General features: G+C 70.1%; 18 protein-coding genes. 10 read left to right on the top strand and 8 right to left on the bottom strand.

Annotated features, from left to right (window positions below):
• Positions 1 to 68 precede the first annotated feature (68 nt).
• Complete coding sequence (locus OG828_RS32325; protein ID WP_328364451.1) at positions 69 to 713, top strand: mycothiol-dependent nitroreductase Rv2466c family protein; 645 nt, start codon at positions 69 to 71, stop codon at positions 711 to 713.
• Between the two features lie 20 nt (positions 714 to 733).
• Here the strand turns inward: OG828_RS32325 and OG828_RS32330 are convergent, their stop codons facing one another.
• The 4 genes from OG828_RS32330 to OG828_RS32345 form a co-directional block, all read right to left on the bottom strand.
• Positions 734 to 928 (bottom strand): hypothetical protein, encoded by a 195-nt coding sequence (locus tag OG828_RS32330; RefSeq protein ID WP_328364453.1) that lies wholly within the window; start codon positions 926 to 928, stop codon positions 734 to 736.
• Positions 928 to 2,373: an FGGY-family carbohydrate kinase gene (locus OG828_RS32335; RefSeq protein WP_328503140.1), complete on the bottom strand. Its 1,446-nt coding sequence runs from the start codon at positions 2,371 to 2,373 to the stop codon at positions 928 to 930. The genes OG828_RS32330 and OG828_RS32335 overlap by 1 nt, the downstream gene beginning before the upstream one ends.
• 232 nt (positions 2,374 to 2,605) lie before the next feature.
• Positions 2,606 to 3,646: a 2-hydroxyacid dehydrogenase gene (locus OG828_RS32340; RefSeq protein ID WP_328503141.1), complete on the bottom strand. Its 1,041-nt coding sequence runs from the start codon at positions 3,644 to 3,646 to the stop codon at positions 2,606 to 2,608.
• Between the two features lie 24 nt (positions 3,647 to 3,670).
• Positions 3,671 to 4,465, bottom strand: a complete 795-nt coding sequence (locus tag OG828_RS32345) for a DeoR/GlpR family DNA-binding transcription regulator (protein ID WP_328364459.1) — start codon at positions 4,463 to 4,465, stop codon at positions 3,671 to 3,673.
• Between the two features lie 128 nt (positions 4,466 to 4,593).
• On the opposite strand from OG828_RS32345, the gene OG828_RS32350 reads away from it, so the two are divergent.
• From OG828_RS32350 to OG828_RS32360, 3 genes are read left to right on the top strand one after another with little or no spacing between them, the layout of a single operon-like run.
• Positions 4,594 to 6,027, top strand: coding sequence for an FGGY-family carbohydrate kinase (locus tag OG828_RS32350; RefSeq protein ID WP_328503142.1), 1,434 nt, complete (start codon positions 4,594 to 4,596; stop codon positions 6,025 to 6,027).
• Between the two features lie 25 nt (positions 6,028 to 6,052).
• The gene (locus OG828_RS32355; protein WP_328503143.1) at positions 6,053 to 6,682 is read left to right on the top strand and encodes a histidine phosphatase family protein; all 630 of its coding nucleotides are present in this window, start codon (positions 6,053 to 6,055) and stop codon (positions 6,680 to 6,682) included.
• Positions 6,683 to 6,694: 12 nt separating this feature from the next.
• Complete coding sequence (locus OG828_RS32360) at positions 6,695 to 7,468, top strand: SAM-dependent methyltransferase (protein WP_328503144.1); 774 nt, start codon at positions 6,695 to 6,697, stop codon at positions 7,466 to 7,468.
• 116 nt (positions 7,469 to 7,584) lie between these two features.
• Here the strand turns inward: OG828_RS32360 and OG828_RS32365 are convergent, their stop codons facing one another.
• Entirely contained in the window at positions 7,585 to 8,226 is a 642-nt protein-coding gene (locus OG828_RS32365; RefSeq protein ID WP_328440659.1) for a superoxide dismutase, read from the bottom strand.
• Positions 8,227 to 8,540: 314 nt separating this feature from the next.
• Here OG828_RS32365 and OG828_RS32370 point away from each other — a divergent pair, with 314 nt between their 5' ends.
• Positions 8,541 to 9,125: a biotin transporter BioY gene (locus OG828_RS32370; RefSeq protein ID WP_328364470.1), complete on the top strand. Its 585-nt coding sequence runs from the start codon at positions 8,541 to 8,543 to the stop codon at positions 9,123 to 9,125.
• An 88-nt stretch (positions 9,126 to 9,213) separates the two neighbouring features.
• Here the strand turns inward: OG828_RS32370 and OG828_RS32375 are convergent, their stop codons facing one another.
• Positions 9,214 to 9,939, bottom strand: coding sequence for an LPXTG cell wall anchor domain-containing protein (locus tag OG828_RS32375; protein WP_328364472.1), 726 nt, complete (start codon positions 9,937 to 9,939; stop codon positions 9,214 to 9,216).
• A gap of 230 nt (positions 9,940 to 10,169) precedes the next feature.
• Between OG828_RS32375 and OG828_RS32380 the strand changes: the two genes are divergently transcribed.
• Positions 10,170 to 11,960: a protein kinase domain-containing protein gene (locus tag OG828_RS32380; protein ID WP_443062452.1), complete on the top strand. Its 1,791-nt coding sequence runs from the start codon at positions 10,170 to 10,172 to the stop codon at positions 11,958 to 11,960.
• Here OG828_RS32380 and OG828_RS32385 read toward each other — a convergent pair.
• Positions 11,947 to 13,389: an amino acid permease gene (locus OG828_RS32385; RefSeq protein WP_328503145.1), complete on the bottom strand. Its 1,443-nt coding sequence runs from the start codon at positions 13,387 to 13,389 to the stop codon at positions 11,947 to 11,949. The two genes, OG828_RS32380 and OG828_RS32385, sit on opposite strands and share 14 nt — an antisense overlap.
• A 216-nt stretch (positions 13,390 to 13,605) precedes the next feature.
• Between OG828_RS32385 and OG828_RS32390 the strand changes: the two genes are divergently transcribed.
• A complete protein-coding gene (locus OG828_RS32390) occupies positions 13,606 to 14,091 on the top strand; it encodes a ribose-5-phosphate isomerase (RefSeq protein ID WP_328503146.1) in 486 nt (161 codons plus the stop codon).
• Between the two features lie 67 nt (positions 14,092 to 14,158).
• Positions 14,159 to 14,977 carry an Fpg/Nei family DNA glycosylase gene (locus OG828_RS32395; RefSeq protein ID WP_328364480.1) on the top strand — a complete coding sequence of 273 codons (819 nt, stop codon included), beginning with the start codon at positions 14,159 to 14,161 and terminating at the stop codon, positions 14,975 to 14,977.
• Between the two features lie 7 nt (positions 14,978 to 14,984).
• Here OG828_RS32395 and OG828_RS32400 read toward each other — a convergent pair whose 3' ends face one another.
• Positions 14,985 to 16,238: a GNAT family N-acetyltransferase gene (locus OG828_RS32400; RefSeq protein ID WP_328503147.1), complete on the bottom strand. Its 1,254-nt coding sequence runs from the start codon at positions 16,236 to 16,238 to the stop codon at positions 14,985 to 14,987.
• Positions 16,239 to 16,400: 162 nt separating this feature from the next.
• Between OG828_RS32400 and OG828_RS32405 the strand changes: the two genes are divergently transcribed.
• The gene (locus tag OG828_RS32405; RefSeq protein ID WP_210577591.1) at positions 16,401 to 17,582 is read left to right on the top strand and encodes a PP2C family protein-serine/threonine phosphatase; all 1,182 of its coding nucleotides are present in this window, start codon (positions 16,401 to 16,403) and stop codon (positions 17,580 to 17,582) included.
• 42 nt (positions 17,583 to 17,624) lie between these two features.
• Positions 17,625 to 18,092 carry an HD domain-containing protein gene (locus OG828_RS32410; protein ID WP_328364486.1) on the top strand — a complete coding sequence of 156 codons (468 nt, stop codon included), beginning with the start codon at positions 17,625 to 17,627 and terminating at the stop codon, positions 18,090 to 18,092.
• The last annotated feature ends 1 nt before the right edge of the window (position 18,093 follow it).

Below are 18,093 nucleotides of genomic sequence, written 5' to 3' on the forward strand. Positions count from 1 at the left end.
ATGGCCGGGCGAGCAGGAACGTTCCCCCAGAGGTTCCGCGGAGACCTGCCCGCCTCATGAGGAGAGACATGTCGGAGAAGACCCCCGTCGATTTCTGGTTCGACCCGCTGTGCCCCTGGGCCTGGATGACCTCTCGCTGGGTGCTGGAGGTGGAGAAGGTCCGGGACATCGAGGTCCGCTGGCACATCATGAGCCTGGCCGTGCTGAACGAGCCGAAGGTGGACGAGCTGCCCGAGGAGTACCGCGAGCTGCTGGAGACCAAGGCCTGGCAGCCGATCCGGGTGGTGACCGCGGCCTGGCAGAAGCACGGCTCCGAGATCCTCGGCCCGTTGTACACCGCGCTCGGCACGCGCATCCACAACCAGGGCGAGGGCCCGACCCGCGAGGCCGTCGTCGGCGCCCTCGCCGACACCGGCCTGCCCGCCGACCTGATCGACTACTTCGACCAGGAGGACTTCGAGTTCGACGCCGAGCTGCGCGCCTCCCACAAGGAGGGCATCGACAAGGTCGGCCAGGACGTCGGCACCCCCGTCATCGCCGTGCCCGGCGCCGACGGCAACCAGATCGCCTTCTTCGGCCCGGTCGTCACCCCCGCCCCCAAGGGCGAGGACGCCGCCCGCCTCTGGGACGGCACCCTCGCCGTGGCCTCGGTCCCCGGCTTCTACGAGATCAAGCGCACGCGGACGAAGGGGCCGGACTTCAGCAACCTGTAAGCCTTGTAGGTCTGTAGGGATCACTCGGGGAAGTTGCCCCCGTCGTCCCACTTGAGTTTCCGCTGGAAGCGTCTGCAGCCGTCGCGGGCGCACCGGATGTAGGCCTCCGGCGGAAACTCCTTCTTCTGCTGCCGGACGATCTCCTTCTCCGCGTCGTTGAGCTCGCGGAACTCCTGGAGCGGGCCGCCGCCGCAGTTCGGGCACCGTTTGAACATCAGGCGGTCCGCCCCGCGGTGCCGGCCGCGGCCCGCGCCTGCGCCAGCCGGACCAGGTGGTCCCGATACCCCTGCGCGTAGTACGCGGCCCGCCCCGCGTCCGGCTCGACGACCTCCGTCGGCTTCGTCCACACCCCCTCGTCCAGCGCGACCCCGTACCGCTCGGCCGCCGCCAGCACCGCGCCCCGCGCCCCCACCTCGCCCTCGACCACCCGCAGCGGCCGGCCCAGCACATCGGCGAGCAGCCGCATCCAGGCATGGCTGCGGGTCCCGCCCCCGCACACCGCGAGCGACCCCGTCAGGCCCGCCGCCTCCAGACAGTGCCGGGCGGCATAGCCGATACCCTCACAGGTCGCCCGGACCAGGTCGCCACGGGTCGACTCCAGGCTGACGCCGGTGAGTTCGGCGCGCAGCCCGGGCTCGACGAAGGGCGCGCGCTCGCCCGAGGGAGCGAAGTACGGCAGGACGCGGACGCCGTGCGCACCGGGCGGCGTGTCGGTCAGCAGGGAGTCCACCTCCTCATGGGCGACGCCCGTCGTCGACAGCACCCAGTCCAGCGCCGCCGTCCCGACCATCGCCGGCATCGCACGCAGCCAGTGGCCGGGCCGGTCGGTGGAGATGTACAGCCCGGCCGGCTCACCGGTCAGGTCCAGGTCGGTCGTCGCGACGAGGGCGGCGAGGCATGTGCCCACGATCAGCAGACCGTCGCCCGGGGAGGTGACGCCGGCGCCGAGCGCGCTGGCGGGGAGGTCGTACGGGCCGTTCGCGAGCGGAGTCCCGGCCGGCAGCCCCTCGCCGCGTGCCTCAGCCGTGGCCACTGGGTCGCTGATGGGGGCGAGCAGGCCCCGGCGGTGGGTGAGACCGAGCAGTTCCACGACCCGGTTGTCGTACGACCGCGACCTCGGGTCCAGGAACGGCATCGACGCGTCCGACACGTCCGTCGTGGCGCGTGCTGCTCCCGTCAGCCGCTGGAACACCATGTCCTTGCAGTACACGGTCGCCTTCGCGGCGTCGAGTGACTTCGGCTCGTGCGCGTCCAGCCAGGCGAGCAGCGGGCCCGGACAGCCGGGGAACATCGCGTTGCCGGTGCGCCGGAACACCGTCTCGAAGGTGCCGTCCGCCTGCCACCGGTCGAGCAGTTCATGCGCGCGGCCGTCCATCCAGGAGGCGGCGGGGCGGATGGGGCGTCCTGAGTCGTCGATGAGCCATACTCCGTCGCCCTGGCCGGTGAGGCCTGCCAGTTCGATGGGTTCGTGCGGCAAGCGGGCGGTCAGTGCGCCGAGCACGGTGATCACCGCTGTGTATACCTCGTCCATGTCCTGCTCGACGTGACCGCTGTGCAGGGAGAGGCGTACGGGGCGTGCTTCTACGGCGAGTTGACGGCCTGTGGAGTCGAAAGCTGCGGCCTTCACCATGGACGTGCCTACATCCATCCCGATGTACACGGCGTCACCATCCTCCTTTTTCTCTTCCGTGCTGAATTTCTGGGTCGGTCGCCTCCGGGGGCGCTCACTGCCGGTGTCGAGACGGCGATCGTGCTCGACGCTTCGCGCCTCCGCGCTCCCCCACTCTCGGCTTCGCTCGAGCGGGAGGTGCCCCCATGCCGTCTCGACACCGGCGCGCCCCCTGCGGCTCCCTCCCGGCCGGCGCGTGGGGACGGTGCGCGTTGGTGGGCCCTTACCGCAAGCTGTGGGCCAGGGGTTCTCCACGTGCCCAGCGTCCTACCTCGCCGGCTGCTATGGACGCCGCCTTCTCTGCTGTCGCCCGGCTCGCTCCGCCCAAGTGCGGGGTCAGTACGACGCGTTCGGTGAGGCCCAGCAGGCGCGAGTCGGCGGGGAGTGGCTCCCGTTCGTACGTGTCCAGGGCCGCCGCCGACAGGTGTCCGCTCTCCAGCGCGTCGCAGAGGGCGTCCTCGTCCAGGAGGGGGCCGCGGGCCGCGTTCACTACGACCGCGCCGGGCGGGAGGAGCGCCAGTTCGCGGGCGCCGATGAGGCCGCGGGTCTCGGGGGTGAGGCGGGCGTGGAGGGTGATCACCTGGGAGCGGGTGAGCAGCTCGTCCAGGGACGACAGCCGCAGTCCGTGGATCTCACCGTGGACGTAGGGGTCGTAGACCATGACCCTGGCGCCGAAGGCGCACAGGACGCGGGCCACCCGGCTGCCGACCGCTCCGTAGCCGACGAGCCCGACGGGCAGGTCCTCCAGTTCCAGGCCGCTGTGCTCGTACGTGTAATAGGTCGCCCCCTGCCAACTCCCTTGCCGGGCAAGGAGGTCATGGGCCTGCGGGATACGACGCAGGGCGGCCAGCATCAGGGCGACGGTGAACTCGGCGGTGGCGGCGGCGTTGCGGCCGGGTGAGAAACACACCCGTACGTCACGGGATTTGGCCGCTTCCAGGTTGACGTTGACCGGGCCGCCGCGGCAGACGACGACCAGGCGGAGGGAGGGGGAGGCGTCGAGGACGCGTTCGGTGACCGGGGCCATCTGTGTCACCAGCACCTCGCGGTCGTCCGACAGGGCCTCGATCAGTTCGTCTTCCGCGTCGCTCGCCTCCGTCACCTCGGCTACCGGGCCGAAGGGTTCCAGGGGCCAGCCGAGGGTCAACTCCCTTACGTCCACGTCGCACTGGTGGTCGCGTAGTTCCTGGCCCACCGCCGACGTGATCAGCGACGGCAGTACGAAGTGATCCCCGGCGGCGAGGACCCGTAGCGTTCCGTTCATCGCAGTGCGTCTCCCGTCTCGGCGTCATGACGTCGGCGTCGCGCAGACCTCGTAACGGACCTTGTGCTCGTCCAGGTCCCGCAGCGCCTCGGCCGACGCCCCGTCGTCGACGAGGAGCAGATCGAAGCGGGAGAGCGGGGCGACCCGGTGCAGGGCGACCCGGGCGAGCTTGGTGTGGTCGATCAGCAGGACGTTCCGCGCGGCCGAGTCGAGCATCGCCCGCTTCACGGACACGATGTGCTGCTCCTGGTGGTAGGCGTAACCCCCGTGCACGGCCGACGTGGACGCGAAGCAGACGTCGACGCGGAGCGACTGCACCGCCTCCACGCAGGACACGCCGAGGAAGGAGGAGTGCAGCGGATCGTAGTCGCCGCCGAGGGCCATCAGGTGGATGCCGCGCTGGTCGGAGAGGAGGTTGATCGCCTCCAGGAAGTTGGTGACGACCGTGAGGGGAGTGACCTCGCCGAGGCGGAGTCTGCGGGCTATCTCCAGGGTGGAGGTGGAGTCGTCGAGCATGATCGCCATGCCGGGCTCTATCGACTTCATCGCGTGCCCTGCGATCGCGGCCTTCTCCGCCCGCATGGTCTTCAGCCGGTACTGCACGTTCGACTCGAACACCCCGGACGGCTGCGCCGTCACGCCACCTCTGAACTTCCGTACGATCCCCTGCCGTTCGAGTTCGTCGAGGTCCCGGTGGATGGTCATCAGGCTGACCCCGAAGCGCTCGGCCAGCTCGGCGGCGGTCGCCGAGCCGTCGGCCAGGACCTGCTCCGCCATGGCGGCCTGGCGGGCCGCGGGCCCCTGCTGTGCGTTGCTCATCGTGGGTCCAACACGTCGAATCGACTCGTTAACAGAGGGTGGAACGGCGAAAGGGGGGCGTCAATCCCTCGCGCAGGTGGAAACCTCGGTGCAGAGTGAGAAGTTCACGGCCAGGTGTGGGAGGTCCGATGGAGTCATGGCTCGGGATCGACCTGGGGACGCAGGGCGTCCGGGCGCTGCTCGTCACCGCGGACGGCACGGTCCTGGGCAGGGGTACGGCCCCGCTGACCGGTCGGCGTGACGGCGTACGGCACGAGCAGGACCCGGGGGAGTGGTGGGACGCGGTGTGCGCGGCGTCCCAGGCCGCGCTGCCCCGGCACGCGTCGGTGCGCGGGGTCGCGGTGTGCGGGACGTCCGGGACGGTACTGCTGACCGACATCTCGGGGGAGCCGATCAGCCCGGCCCTGATGTACGACGACGGGCGGGCGGGGGAGCAGGGAGTCAAGGCCCGGGCGGCGGGGCTGTCGGTGCAGGACACCTGGGCACTGCCGAAGGCACGGTGGCTGGCGGAGACGTACGGGCCCGGACGGCTCACCCATCAGCCCGACGTGATCACCGCACGGCTCGTGGGTCGGCGGGTGCCGGCCGACTCGAGTCATGCGCTGAAGACGGCGTACGACGTGGGGCGCGACGCCTGGCCGGACATCCTCGGCCTGCCGGACGGGGCGCTGCCGGACGTCGTACCGCCCGGCACCCGGCTCGGCGAGGTCTGCGTGGCCGCCGCCGAGGCCACCGGCATCCCCGCCGGCACCCCGGTCATCGCCGGGATGACCGACGGCTGCGCGGCCCAGATCGCCTCCGGCGCGCTGCGCGAGGGCTCCTGGAACTCGGTGCTCGGCACGACGCTGGTGCTGAAAGGCGCCACCTCGCACCCCGTCCGGGACCCGGCCGGCGTCGTCTACAACCACCGTGCGCCGGACGGGGGCTGGCTGCCCGGCGGGGCGTCCAGCGTCGGCGCGGGCGTGCTCACCGCCGCGTTCTCTGGTGCCGACCCGGCCGCCATGGACGCACAGGCGGCGGCCTTCGAACCGTCCGGTGCGGTGACCTACCCGCTGGCGTCGCCCGGCGAACGCTTCCCGTTCCTGGCGCCGGACGCCACCGCCGTCCTCCTCGGCGAACCCAGCTGCGACGCCGATCTGTGGGCCGCGCTGCTCCAGGGCGTCGCCTTCACCGAGCGCCTCTGCCTGGACTACCTGCACCACCTGGGCGCCCCGCTCGACGGCACCCTCACCTTCACCGGGGGCGCCGCCCGCAGCCCGTACTGGAACCAGCTCCGCGCCGACGTCCTGGGCCGCACGGCCCGCGTACCGGAACAGACGGAACCGGCCCTGGGCATGGCCGCGCTGGCGGCGTACGGCACCGGAGGCGGCCCCTCGCTCGCCGACACAGCCGAACGCATGGTCCACATCCGCACCCTCGTCGACCCCCGCCCCGACCGCACGGTCCTCTTCGCCGAACCGTACGCCCGGCTCATCGACGAACTGGAAGCCCGCGGCTGGCTGCCGACGCAGGTCGCGGCCCACGCCCGCGCCCGCCTCACGATGGATACGGCCGAACCATGACGCTCACCATGGATACTGCCGGAGCATGAGCACCACCACTACCCTCCTCCTGGTCCGCCACGGCCAGACCGTCTGGCACGCCGAGAACCGTTACGCCGGAGTCAGCGACATCGCCCTGACCGACACGGGCCGCGCACAGGCCGAGGCGCTGGGCCGCTGGGCGGCGGTCCATCCGGTCGACGCGATCTGGACCTCGCCCCTCTCCCGTGCCGTCGCCACCGCCGACCCGGCCTGCCGGGCCCTCGGCCTCTCTCCGCACCGCGAACCCGGCCTGCGTGAATGCGACTTCGGCGTGCTGGAGGGCCGTACGCTCGCGGAGTTCGCGGCCGAGAACCGGGCCGCGGCGGAGGCGTTCCGCACCGACCCGGTGGCGAACCCGTTCCCCCGCGCGGAGGACCCGTCGGCCGCAGCCGAGCGCGGCGCCGCGGCCCTGCGCCGGATCGCCGCCGCCCACCCGGGCGAGCGCGTCCTCGTGGTCGCGCACAACACGCTCCTGCGTCTGGTGCTGTGCACGCTGCTGTCGATCCCGGCCGGGGAGTACCGCAGAGTGTTCCCCCGATTGCGCAACGCCGCGATCAGCGAACTCCTCGTAAAAGCCGACGGATCCGCCGCACTTCTCTCCCTCAATGTGCCCTGCGAGCCCGAACTGACGTAGCACTATGGCCACATGATGGAGATCGACACCTCGGTACCGCACTCGGCCAGGATCTGGAACTACTGGCTGGGCGGCAAGGACAACTACCCCGTGGACGAGGCGGCGGGCGACGCGTACACCGCCGTCTTCCCCGGCATCGTCACGATCGCGCGCAGCAGCCGCTCCTTCCTGGGCCGCAGCATCCGGTATCTGGTGACGGAGGCGGGCGCACGCCAGTTCCTCGATGTCGGCACCGGCCTGCCCACGGTCGACAACACCCATGAGGTCGCCCAGCGCCTCGCTCCCGAGTCGAAGATCGTCTACGTCGACAACGACCCGCTGGTCCTGGCCCATGCCCGGGCCCTGCTCACCTCCACCCCCGAGGGCGTGACGGCGTATGAGGACATGAGCCTGTACGAGCCGGAGAAGATCCTCGATGCGGCCTCGCGCACCCTCGACCTCTCCCGTCCCACGGTCCTGATCCTCAGCGGCATCCTCGGTCACGTCGCCGACTACGACCAGGCCCGCGAGCTGGTCCGCCGCCTGCTGGCCGGCCTGCCCTCCGGCAGCTACCTCTGTATCAACGACGGCTCCCGGGGCACCGACCCGGACTACGAGAACGCGCAGGACGCCTACAACGAGACCGGCGCCGTCCCGTACTTCCTGCGCCCGGTCGACAAGATCGAGGCGTTCTTCGAGGGCCTGGAACTGGTGGAGCCGGGAGTCGTCTCGGTGCCTCTCTGGCGCCCGGAGACCGAGAACCCGACACCGATCGGTCAGCACGGCGGTGTGGGCCGCAAGCCCTGACGCCCTCCCCTCAATGGGAAGCCCCCGCGAGTCACGTCCTCGCGGGGGCTTCCTTCTTTCCGCCTGCCGTTCGTGAAAGGTGAGAAGACGATCACGAGGCAGGGCGCTCGGGGGCCTCAGGGCGCAAGCAGCAGCACATCCGTGCGGGACTTCGCGGCCTCGTAACGCCGGGCCACGTCCTGCCAGTTGACGACCTGCCACATCGCCTCGATGAAGTCGACCTTCTGGTTCCGGTACTGCAGGTAGAAGGCGTGCTCCCAGGCGTCGAAGACCAGGATCGGCGTGGCGCCCTGCCCGACGTTGCCCTGGTGGTCGTAGACCTGCTCCACGATCAGCCGCCCGCTCAGCGGCTCGTACGCCAGCACACCCCAGCCCGAACCCTGCGTCGTCGCGGCGGCCTTGGACAGCTGCGCCTTGAAGCCGGCGAAGGATCCGAAGGACTCGGCGATCGCGTCCGCGAGCTCTGCCACACCGTCGGCGGCAAGCGGCTCGCCACCTCCGTCGCCGGTCATGTTCTGCCAGTAGATGCTGTGCAGGATGTGCCCGGAGAGATGAAAGGCCAGGTTCTTCTCCAGCCCGTTGATCGAGCCCCACGACTCTTTGTCCCGCGCCTCCGCCAGCTGCTCCAGCGTGTCGTTGGCGCCCTTCACGTAAGCCGCGTGGTGCTTGTCGTGGTGCAGCTCGATGATCTCGGGGCTGATCACGGGGGCGAGCGCGGAGTAGTCGTAGGGCAGTTCCGGGAGTGTGTAGACGGGCATGAAGGGTCCCCTCAGGCTTGTTGCAAGTAGCTTGCAACAACAAGCTAACAGCAAAAAGCCCCCGGGTGGATCACCAGGGGGCCGCGGCGGGTTCCGGATTGGCGGGACCCTACAGTGCTCGGCTCCGCCCGCCTCGGTGACCTGCGCGGCCCCACCTCAGTGACCCGTATCACGCCGGGTCACGTGTAACCGGCACTCTTTGTCGGGAGCCCACCACAGCCGCGCTCCGGCCTTTGTCGAGCGGTGACGGTGCTGCGCTCAGGTGCCCTGGGTTAGCGTCACGGTGTCCCGAACCGCCCTGACTCGGAGTCCCCATGAGCACCGCTGCCGTCGCCGCCCCCGCCCGCACCGGGCAGGTCCTCGCCGACCTCCTCCCCGCCTCCCGCGTCCGGGACGCCGCGCTCGTGCTCGGCGGCGCCGCGCTCACCGGCCTCGCCGCCCAGCTCGCCGTGCCGGTGCCCGGCTCCCCGGTGCCGGTGACCGGCCAGACCTTCGCCGCGCTGCTGGTCGGCACGAGCCTCGGCGCCGGGCGCGGCCTGCTCTCGCTCGTCGTGTACGCGCTGGCCGGTCTGGCCGGTGTGCCGTGGTTCGCGAACGGGGCGTCCGGGGTCACCGTCTCCTTCGGCTACATCATCGGGATGATGCTGGCGGCCACCGTCGTCGGCGCCCTGGCCCGCCGCGGCGCCGACCGCTCCGTCCTGCGCATGGCGGGCGCGATGCTGCTCGGCGAGGCGATCATCTACGCGATCGGCGTGCCGTATCTCGCCTTCGCCGCCGACATCTCCGCGTCCGCGGCGATCGCGGCGGGCCTGACGCCGTTCCTGATCGGCGACGCCCTCAAGGCGGCTCTGGCGATGGGGCTGCTGCCGACCGCCTGGAAGTTCGTCGACAAGCGCTGAGCTAGTGGCTGTGGTGAGCCGACAGCGTGAAACCGGGGTGCGGCAGTGAGCCGCACCCCGGTTTTTTCGTGCTCTTTTGTGCCGAGACTCAGGTCTCGCGCCTCCGCTGCGACCACCACAGCCCCGCCGCGCCGGCCGTGATCAGCGCCGCGCCCGCCGCGCCGAGCGGCAGGACGTCACGTCCTGGACCGGTCTTCGGCAGCTCGTCGCTCCCCGGCGCCACCGGCGTGTTGTCGGTGCCGAGCAGCAACGGGGTGGCCGGGGCGTCCGGTGACGGATTCGTCGTGCCGAACGGCACCGGGCCCTGTTGCCAGAATGTCTTGCTTCCGTCACTGTTCTGCACGGGCAGACAGATCTTTCCGGTTTTCTCTCCGGTCCGGCTCACGTCGTACGTCGCATCGACGTCGTACGACTTGGAATCACCGGCCGCGAGATTGTCGATCGGGCAGGTGTAACCGCTGTTCGAGCCCTCGGGAAGATCGCCCTCCGCAATCGGCGAACACCCCTGGACGTTCTTTACGGTCATGCCGTCGAAGCCCACGACCCAGAGCCTGATTTTGCCGCTGTCCTTGGTCCCCTCGTTCTTGACCGTGGCGGTCATCGCCGTTTCCTGTGAACTGTTGTCGACCGAGATCTCCTCGGGCAGCAGTGTGGTCAGCTCGACATCCGCCGGCGCCTCGTCAACGGCCTTGCCCCCCTTGCTGCTTCCCGGCCCCTGGTCATCCGCACTGGCGGTGACGGAAAGGATCATCACCGTCGAGAGAGATGCCGCAACCAGCGATCCCGCGATGGTCGTCATACGACGCGAACTCATGTTCGTCCCCCTTGGCTGCGCCTGAATTCGCAGTACTTGAAGAGCTACCACAAGATTTCTCCGCACTATGCTGGTGCAGCCTGAAGTGTGACCATTGTGTTTCAGACGAGGAGTAGTTGAGGGGGTGCAGCGGATTGCCGGGGAATACGGAAAACACGAGGAGCGGCGGGGTTCCTGGGATACTGGTGACGGGGCGCTACCGATTGGTCGAAAGTATTGGCCAGGGAGGTATGGGGCGGGTGTGGCGAGCCGCCGATGAAATACTCGATCGTCAGGTCGCCGTGAAGGAAATGCGCATCGACGGCCTCGACGGCGAGGACGCGCGCACTCGCCGGGAACGCACCCTGCGCGAGGCCAGGGCCACCGCCCGGATCGACCACCCCAACGTCGTGCGGGTGTATGACGTGGTCGACGAGGGCGAGCGCCTGTGGATCGTCATGGAGCTGATCGCCGGCCGCTCCCTGGAACGGATCATGGCCGAGGACGGGCCGCTCGGACAGCGCGAGGCGGCACGGATCGGACTGGGCCTCGTGGAGGCGCTGCGCCAGGTGCACGCACGCGGCGTACTGCACCGCGACATCAAACCCGGGAACGTCCTGGTCGAGAGCGGCGGACAGCGCGTCGTCCTCACCGACTTCGGCATCGCCGCCATCCAGGACGCCAAGGCGCTCACCATGGTCGGCATGCTGGTCGGCTCGCCCGACTACATGGCCCCCGAGCGCGTCTCCGGCCGCCCCCAGGGCCCGCCCTCCGACATCTGGTCCCTCGGCGCGACACTCTGCGCGGCGATGGGCGGCCGCTCCCCCTTCTCCCGCGACACCACCCTGGCCACACTGCACGCGGTGTTGTACGAGGAGCCCGAAATCCCCTCCTCCGCAGGCACGTTGGCCACGATCCTGGCTTCCCTCCTGGACAAGGAGCCGTCGGTCCGGCCGGGCCTGGACGACCTGGAGTCCACGCTGCGTTCCGTCGCCGCGGAAGCCGTAGAAGGGGAAGAGCAGGAAGAAGCGGCGCCCACGGACGCGCAACTGGAGCCGCAGGCCGCCCCGCCGCCTCCGGAGCCACCCACTCCGGCCCTCATCGAGCCCCACCGCATCCCCGCCCCGCGCGACCCCCGGCAGTCGCAACCCATCGAGGACGCGAAACCTCCCCAGACCCAGCCGCTCCCTCAGCCTCAACGACCCGCCGATGCCCACAACTTCGGCCGCAGCCGCACCTCCCTCCCCGCCCCCGCTCCCGCATCCGCCTCCACCGAAGCCGCCTCCGAGTTGCGCTCGGAGACCCGTTCCGAGACCCCGGCCGCCCACTCGGCGGCACGCGGCAGGACCGGTGTCTCCTTCGTACGCGCCGAGGCGGCGACGCAGGAGCACGGTCCGCCCGGTGAACTCCCGGGCCCCGCCGTCCCTGCCGCCCCCGGCCCCGGGCGCCGACACCGTCGTACGGGCCTGCTGGCGGCCGTGGCGGCGGTCACCGCCGGTGCCGTGATCGCGGTCGTTCTGATGCTGAACTCCGGGTCGCCGGACGACAAGAAGGCGGGAGGGTCCACGCCCTCGAGCGACACCCCCTCGGCCACCGTAGAAGGCACCTCCAGGCCGCAGACCCTGCCGCCGGGCGCTCGGAAGGAAGCGGGCGGATACGCCTGGGTGCCGCCCGAGGGCTGGCGGCGCGATGTGAAGACGGGCTCCGAGGTGCACTACACCTCCCCGGACGCCAAGCAGGAACTCGCCACGAAGTCCGCGGTGGCCCGCGGTGACCTGCTGGAGACCTGGCGGCGCTCCGAGCAGAACGCCCAAGAGGGGCAGTACGACACGATCCGCCTGGAGGAGACGACCTTCCGCGGCTACCCGGCGGTCGTCTGGGAGTACGCCTTCACCATCAAGGGCGTCGCCTGGCACGCCGAGCTCCTGGGTTTCACCGTGGAGGGTACGTCGTACCAGGTCAACACGTGGTATCAGCCGGACATCGAGGCGCAGGCGCTGGAGACATACAAGAAGGTCAAGGACACCTTCACCGTGCTGTAGGCGCCTTCGTCGTGCGGGCCAGCTTCTCCTTCGCGAAGGCGATGGCCAGGACGACCGCGGCGACCAGCAGCGACAGCAGTACCGTCTTGCGTCCGTCGTGCTCGGTGTCGGTGAGCATGTAGCCGAGGACGAACACGATCAGCGCGGCCGTGGCCCAGGTGAGATACGGGTACAGCCACATCCGGACGACCAGCTTCTCCGGTGCCTCGGCCTGGATGATCTTCCGCATGCGCAGCTGCGAGAAGCAGATGACGAGCCAGACGAACAGCGCCACGGCGCCGGACGAGTTGACCAGGAAGAGGAAGACGGAGTCCGGGAACTTGTAGTTGAAGAAGACCGCGACGAAGCCGAAGACGACGGACGCGATGATCGCCGCGAGCGGCACACCACGGCTGGTGGTCTTCGCGAAGGCCTTGGGCGCGTCACCGCGCTGACCGAGCGAGAAGGCCATGCGGGAGGCCGTGTAGAGGCCGGAGTTGAGGCAGGACAGCACCGAGGTCAGCACGATGAAGTTCATGATCTGACCGGCGTGCGCGATGCCGAGGGAGTCCAGGGCGGCGACGTACGAGCCGTCGTCGGCGATCGACTTGCTGTCCCAGGGGAGCAGGGAGACCACGACGAAGATCGAGCCGAGGTAGAAGACGGCGACCCGCCAGATGATGCTGTTGGTGGCCTTGGTGACGGCCTGCTGCGGGTTCTCGGACTCACCGGCGGCGAGTGTGGCGATCTCGCTTCCCATGAAGGAGAAGACGACGAGCAGCACACCGGTGAGGATCGCACCCGGCCCGTTCGGCAGGAATCCGCCGTGGTCGGTGAGGTTGCTCAGCCCGGCCTGCTCGCTGTCGACGCCCGGCAGGAGCCCGAACACGGCAAGACCGCCGATCACGATGAACGCGGCGATCGCCACGACCTTGATCCCGGCGAACCAGAACTCGAACTCGCCGTACGACCCGACGGAGACGAGGTTGGTGGCGGTCAGCACCACCATCACGATCAGGGCCCAGGCCCACTGCGGGACGGCGGGTATCCAGCCCTCCAGGATCACCGCACCGGCGGTCGCCTCGACGGCCAGCACGACGACCCAGAAGAACCAGTACAGCCAGCCGATGGAGAACCCGGCCCAGCGCCCGAGCGCCCGGTCGGCGTGCGCCGAGAACGAGCCGGACGTCGGGTTGGCGGCGGACATCTCACCGAGCATCCGCATCACCAGCACCACGAGCGTGCCGACTAGGGCGTACGACAGGAGGATGCCGGGTCCGGCGGTCGCGATACCGGAGCTGGAGCCGACGAAGAGCCCGGCTCCGATGACACCGCCGATGGCGATCATCGACAGATGACGGTTCTTGAGACCTGCCTGGAGGCCGTTACCGGGATCGCCGGTGGCCCCAGGTTCCGTGCTGGCTTTGGAAAGGGTCGGCTGCGAGGTCATGGAGGGGATTTCCTTTGCGCCGGACGAGCAGATTCCCGTGCGAGCGGTGCACGGGGGCGTACGAATCGGTCCAGTGAATCGGAGGTGAATGGATTATTGAACCTTTGATTCCGGATCGTTACTTGAGGTTTTCCTGAGGTTCTGTAGTGTTGCTCACACTTTTCCTGAACCGGCCCCGAGGCTGCCGCCCGGAAACAGCCGTGTCACACTCTCCCCATGCGCGTGTACCTCGGCTCCGACCATGCGGGCTTCGAACTCAAGAACCACCTCGTCGAGTGGCTCAAGGTGGCCGGCCACGATCCCGTGGACTGCGGCCCCCACATCTACGACGCCCAGGACGACTACCCGCCCTTCTGCCTCCGCGCCGCCGAGCGCACCGCGGCCGACCCCGACGCCCTCGGCATCGTGATCGGCGGCTCCGGCAACGGCGAGCAGATCGCCGCGAACAAGGTCAAGGGCGTCCGTGCGGCCCTCGCCTGGAGCGAGGAGACGGCGTCGCTCGGCCGGCAGCACAACAACGCCAACGTCGTCGCGGTGGGCGCGCGCATGCACACGCAGGACGAGGCGACGAAGTTCGTCGAGACCTTCCTGGGCACACCGTTCTCGGGCGACGAGCGCCATGCACGGCGCATCGAGATGCTGGCCGGCTACGAGACGACGGGCGACCTGCCGCCGATCCCGGCGCACCACCCGCAGCAGTAGAGGTTTTTTCGAGGCCCGCCTGTCAGGAGACCGAGACAGGCGGGTGGGTGGGAAAGGATCGCGGGACTTGCCCGAGGGTCACACAATTCACCGGCTGGCGTTGGACTACGCGGACCGTTTCTCCGGCCGTACAGCCCAAGTCACCAGTCCTCAGGGCAAGTTCTCCGACGCCGCCGCCCTCCTGACCGGCGGAGCCCTCCGCCGCGCCGACGCTCACGGCAAGCACCTCTTCCTCGGCTTCCGGGACGCCGACTGGATCCACATCCACCTCGGCCTCTTCGGCAAGGTGAACTTCGGCGACGCCCCCGCACCCCCGCCGACGGACACGGTCCGTCTCCGCCTCGCGAACAGCACGTCGTACGTCGATCTCCGCGGCCCCACGACCTGCGCCCTGATCACGGACGCCGAGAAGGACGCGATACACGCCCGCCTCGGCCCGGACCCCCTGCGCACGGACGCCGACCGGGACGCGGCCTACCGGCGTATCTCCCGCAGCCGCATGACCATCGCCGCGCTCCTCATGGACCAGAAGATCATCGCCGGTGTCGGCAACGTCTACCGCGCCGAGGTCCTCTTCCGGCAGGGCATCGACCCGTACCGCGAAGGCAAGGACATCACCCCGGCCGAGTGGGACGCGATCTGGACCGACCTCGTCGAGCTGATGCGTGAGGGCGTCCGCAACAACCGCATCGACACCGTCCGCCCGGAGCACACCCCGGAGGCGATGGGCCGCCCGCCCCGCGTCGACGACCACGGCGGCGAGGTCTACGTGTACCGCAGGGCCACCCTGCCCTGCCACATCTGTGGCGGCGAGATCCGCACCGCCGATCTCGCCGCCCGCAATCTCTTCTGGTGCCCCGACTGCCAGAAATGTCAGGGGAGCTGATCAGGCGTCAGAAGCCGTGCGGCAGCCAGGGCGCCACGGTTGACGCGAACGCCACCGACGCCTCCGTCAGCGCCCCGTCCCGCAGCTCCCGCACCCGCCCGGCCGCCCCCAGCGCGCCCAGGGTCACGCCGCCGAGATACGCCGCCCCCAACTCCCGTACGGACAGGGCGAGATCGGCCGCGTCCTCGGTCCGCGCGCAGGACGCCCCCTTCGCGTCCCCGGTGAGCCGCCAACGCCCCGCGTTCCAGGGGCAGAACGCGTCCTCGACCTCGAACACCACGTCCACCGGGGCCTGATACGTCCGCGCCTCGAGCGCCGCCCCCACATCCACCAGCCGTACGTGCAGCGAGTCCCGCACCTGCAGTGAACACCGCCGGATGTCGGACACCATGTACTGCCACGCCTCGTCCAGCGGCCGCCCGCGCGCACTCAGCGTCGAGGTGAGGTCGATGTCGCACAGGAAACGCCACAGGGCGGCGTGCGCCGCCGGGTCCACCCCGAAGGCGTCCCGCAGCTGCACCGTGCCCTTGGGCCCGGTGATGTGCCACCCGGGCTTCACATGGAAGCGCGCATACCCGACCACCTCGCCGTCCCGCTCCGCCACCACGCACTGCAGCGGTGACGCGCCCTCCCGCTCGCTCTCCGGGTCGAGCAGCCCCGCCCGCTCCCAGCCCGGACGCCTGGCCAGCATGCCCGGCCGCAGCGACACCTCCCGCGCGTACACCGCCTCGCACACGTCGAGCACGTCGGCCGGCGCCGCGTACCGCAGGCGTACGTCATCGGTGCCGGGCGGCACGGACAGCCGTACACGATTCGTGTCGATCTCGACATTGGCGTGAAATGTCGCGACGCCGTACCCGAACCGCCCGTAGATCTCCGGCTCGGAGGCGGTCAGTACGGCGAGCGGCTCGCCCCAGGAGCGGACGTCGTCCAGCTGCCGCCGCATCATCGACGTCAGCACGCCGCGCCGCCGGTGGGTGGCGGCCACGCTGACCATGGTGACGCCCGCCGCGGGCACCGAGGCGCCGCCGGGCACGGTCAGCCGGAAGGTGAAGGCCCCGGCCGTGCCGACGCACTGGTCACCGTCCCAGGCGGCGATCGAACGGTCCGTTTCCGTGAGCGAGTTCCACAGCTCCCGCTCCTCGGCCGACTCCGGGACTCCGCCGAAGGCGCGGATCAGGTGGTCGTAGAAGGTGTTCCACTCGTCCTGCCGCAGCACCCGCAGGTCGGTCTTGGCGCCCGTCGCGCTGTCTGTGCCCATGGCCCATGCCTATCAGGGTGTTGCGGGACGGGCGAGGGAATTTTGCCGGGGCGGGGGCGCGACGGGTTTCTGTGAAGTTCACTGTGAAGTCCAGCCTCGGACGGGGGACAAGTGGGACCTCCCGTGCCAAGCGGCTGGTCGGATGGATAGGGTCCCGAACTAATGGCAGCAGGACGAGAGCGGCGCACGGCCGCCGAGACGTTCACGGCCCGGTGGAAGATGCACGTGCACCGGGTCCGCACCGGCCTGCGCAGAAGTGCCGTCGACTACTTCCGCGGCGACGGCTCGGACTGGATCGCGCTGGTCGGACTGCTGCTCACCATCCCGCTGATCGCGATCACCACGCTCGCCAACTCCGTGTGGTGCTCACCGGCCGCGCTCGTCCTGCCCATCGTCGCGGGCGGGCTGCTGCTGCGCCCCGCCAGCCTGCTCGGCCTCTACGCGGCGGCGGCGACCGCGCTGATCGTGGAGTCGGTGCAGCTCGGGCCGTACACGGAAGGGCCGTCCCGGGTCACGCCGGGTGTGGTGCTGGTGGTCGCCGCCTGCGGGTTCTTCGGGCTGCTCATCGCACAGTTCCGCAGCCGGGTCGGCGTGCCCTGGCGGCGCGGCGGCACGATGCTGTTCGACCTGCGGGAACGTATCCGGGTGCAGAGCAAGCTGCCGAAGCTGCCGGTGACGTGGCACCGCGAGATGGCGCTGCGGCCGGCCGGCGGGCAGTCCTTCTCGGGCGACTTCGTGGTGGCCGCCCGCACGAACGGCGGGCGCACGCTCGAAGTCGTCCTCACCGACGTCTCCGGCAAGGGCATGGACGCGGCATCACGGGCGCTGCTGCTGTCGGGCGCGTTCGGCGGCCTGCTCGGCAGTCTGCCGCCGCACGCCTTCCTCCCCGCCGCCAACGGCTATCTCCTGCGCCAGGACTGGGACGAGGGCTTCGCCACCTCCATCCACCTCGTCCTCGATCTCGACTCCGGTGACTACGAGCTGTACTCCGCCGGGCATCCACCGGGGCTCCAGCTCAGCGCGGGCAGCGGACGCTGGGAGGAGAAGGCGGCGGAGGGGCCGTTGCTGGGCGTGTACGACGGTGCCCAGTTCGACCCGGTTAAGGGATCTTTGCGCCCCGGTGACGTGTTGATGCTGTTCACCGACGGTCTGGTGGAAACGTCCGACCGCGACATCGTCGAGGGCATCGACCGCCTCACCGGCGAGGCCGACCGCTATGTCGCCGGCGGATTCCACGGCGCGGCCTGGCATCTCATCGAGGCGGTGGCGAAGGACGTCAACGACGACCGGGCACTGCTGCTGATCTGCCGCGAGGGCCCGACGGCTCAGGCCGCGGCCCGCTGAGCGGTGACTCGCACTGGCTGAGGAGTGACTCACACTGGAGGGGTGACTCCAACGCCCTTGACCCTCCCTGAAGTAGAAGCCCTCGCCCGCGCCGCCCACCAGGGCCAGACCGACAAGGCCGGACAGCCCTACGCCGAGCACCTGAGGGCCGTCGCCGAGGGCGTACGCGCACGCGGCGGGGACGACGAGCAGATCGCGGCGGCCTGGCTGCACGACGCCGTCGAGGACGACAAGCTCTCCGAGCAGTGGCTGGACGAGGCCGCGCTGAGCCCTCGTACGAAGGACATCGTGCGCGCGGTCACCAAGCGGGCCGGGGAACCCCCCGAGGCGTACGCCGCGCGCATCCTCGCCACCCCGGGCGCCCTGCTGGTCAAGGAGGCCGACCTGGCACACAACGCGGACCCGGCACGGCTCGCCGTACTCGACGCGCCCACCCGCACACGACTGACCGAGAAGTACGCACGGATGCGCGCACTTCTCGGTCTGAAGGGTGAATCGAGCGGCGAATAGC

The sequence above is a fragment of the Streptomyces sp. NBC_00457 genome, from assembly GCF_036014015.1.
Classification (GTDB): Bacteria; Actinomycetota; Actinomycetes; order Streptomycetales; family Streptomycetaceae; genus Streptomyces.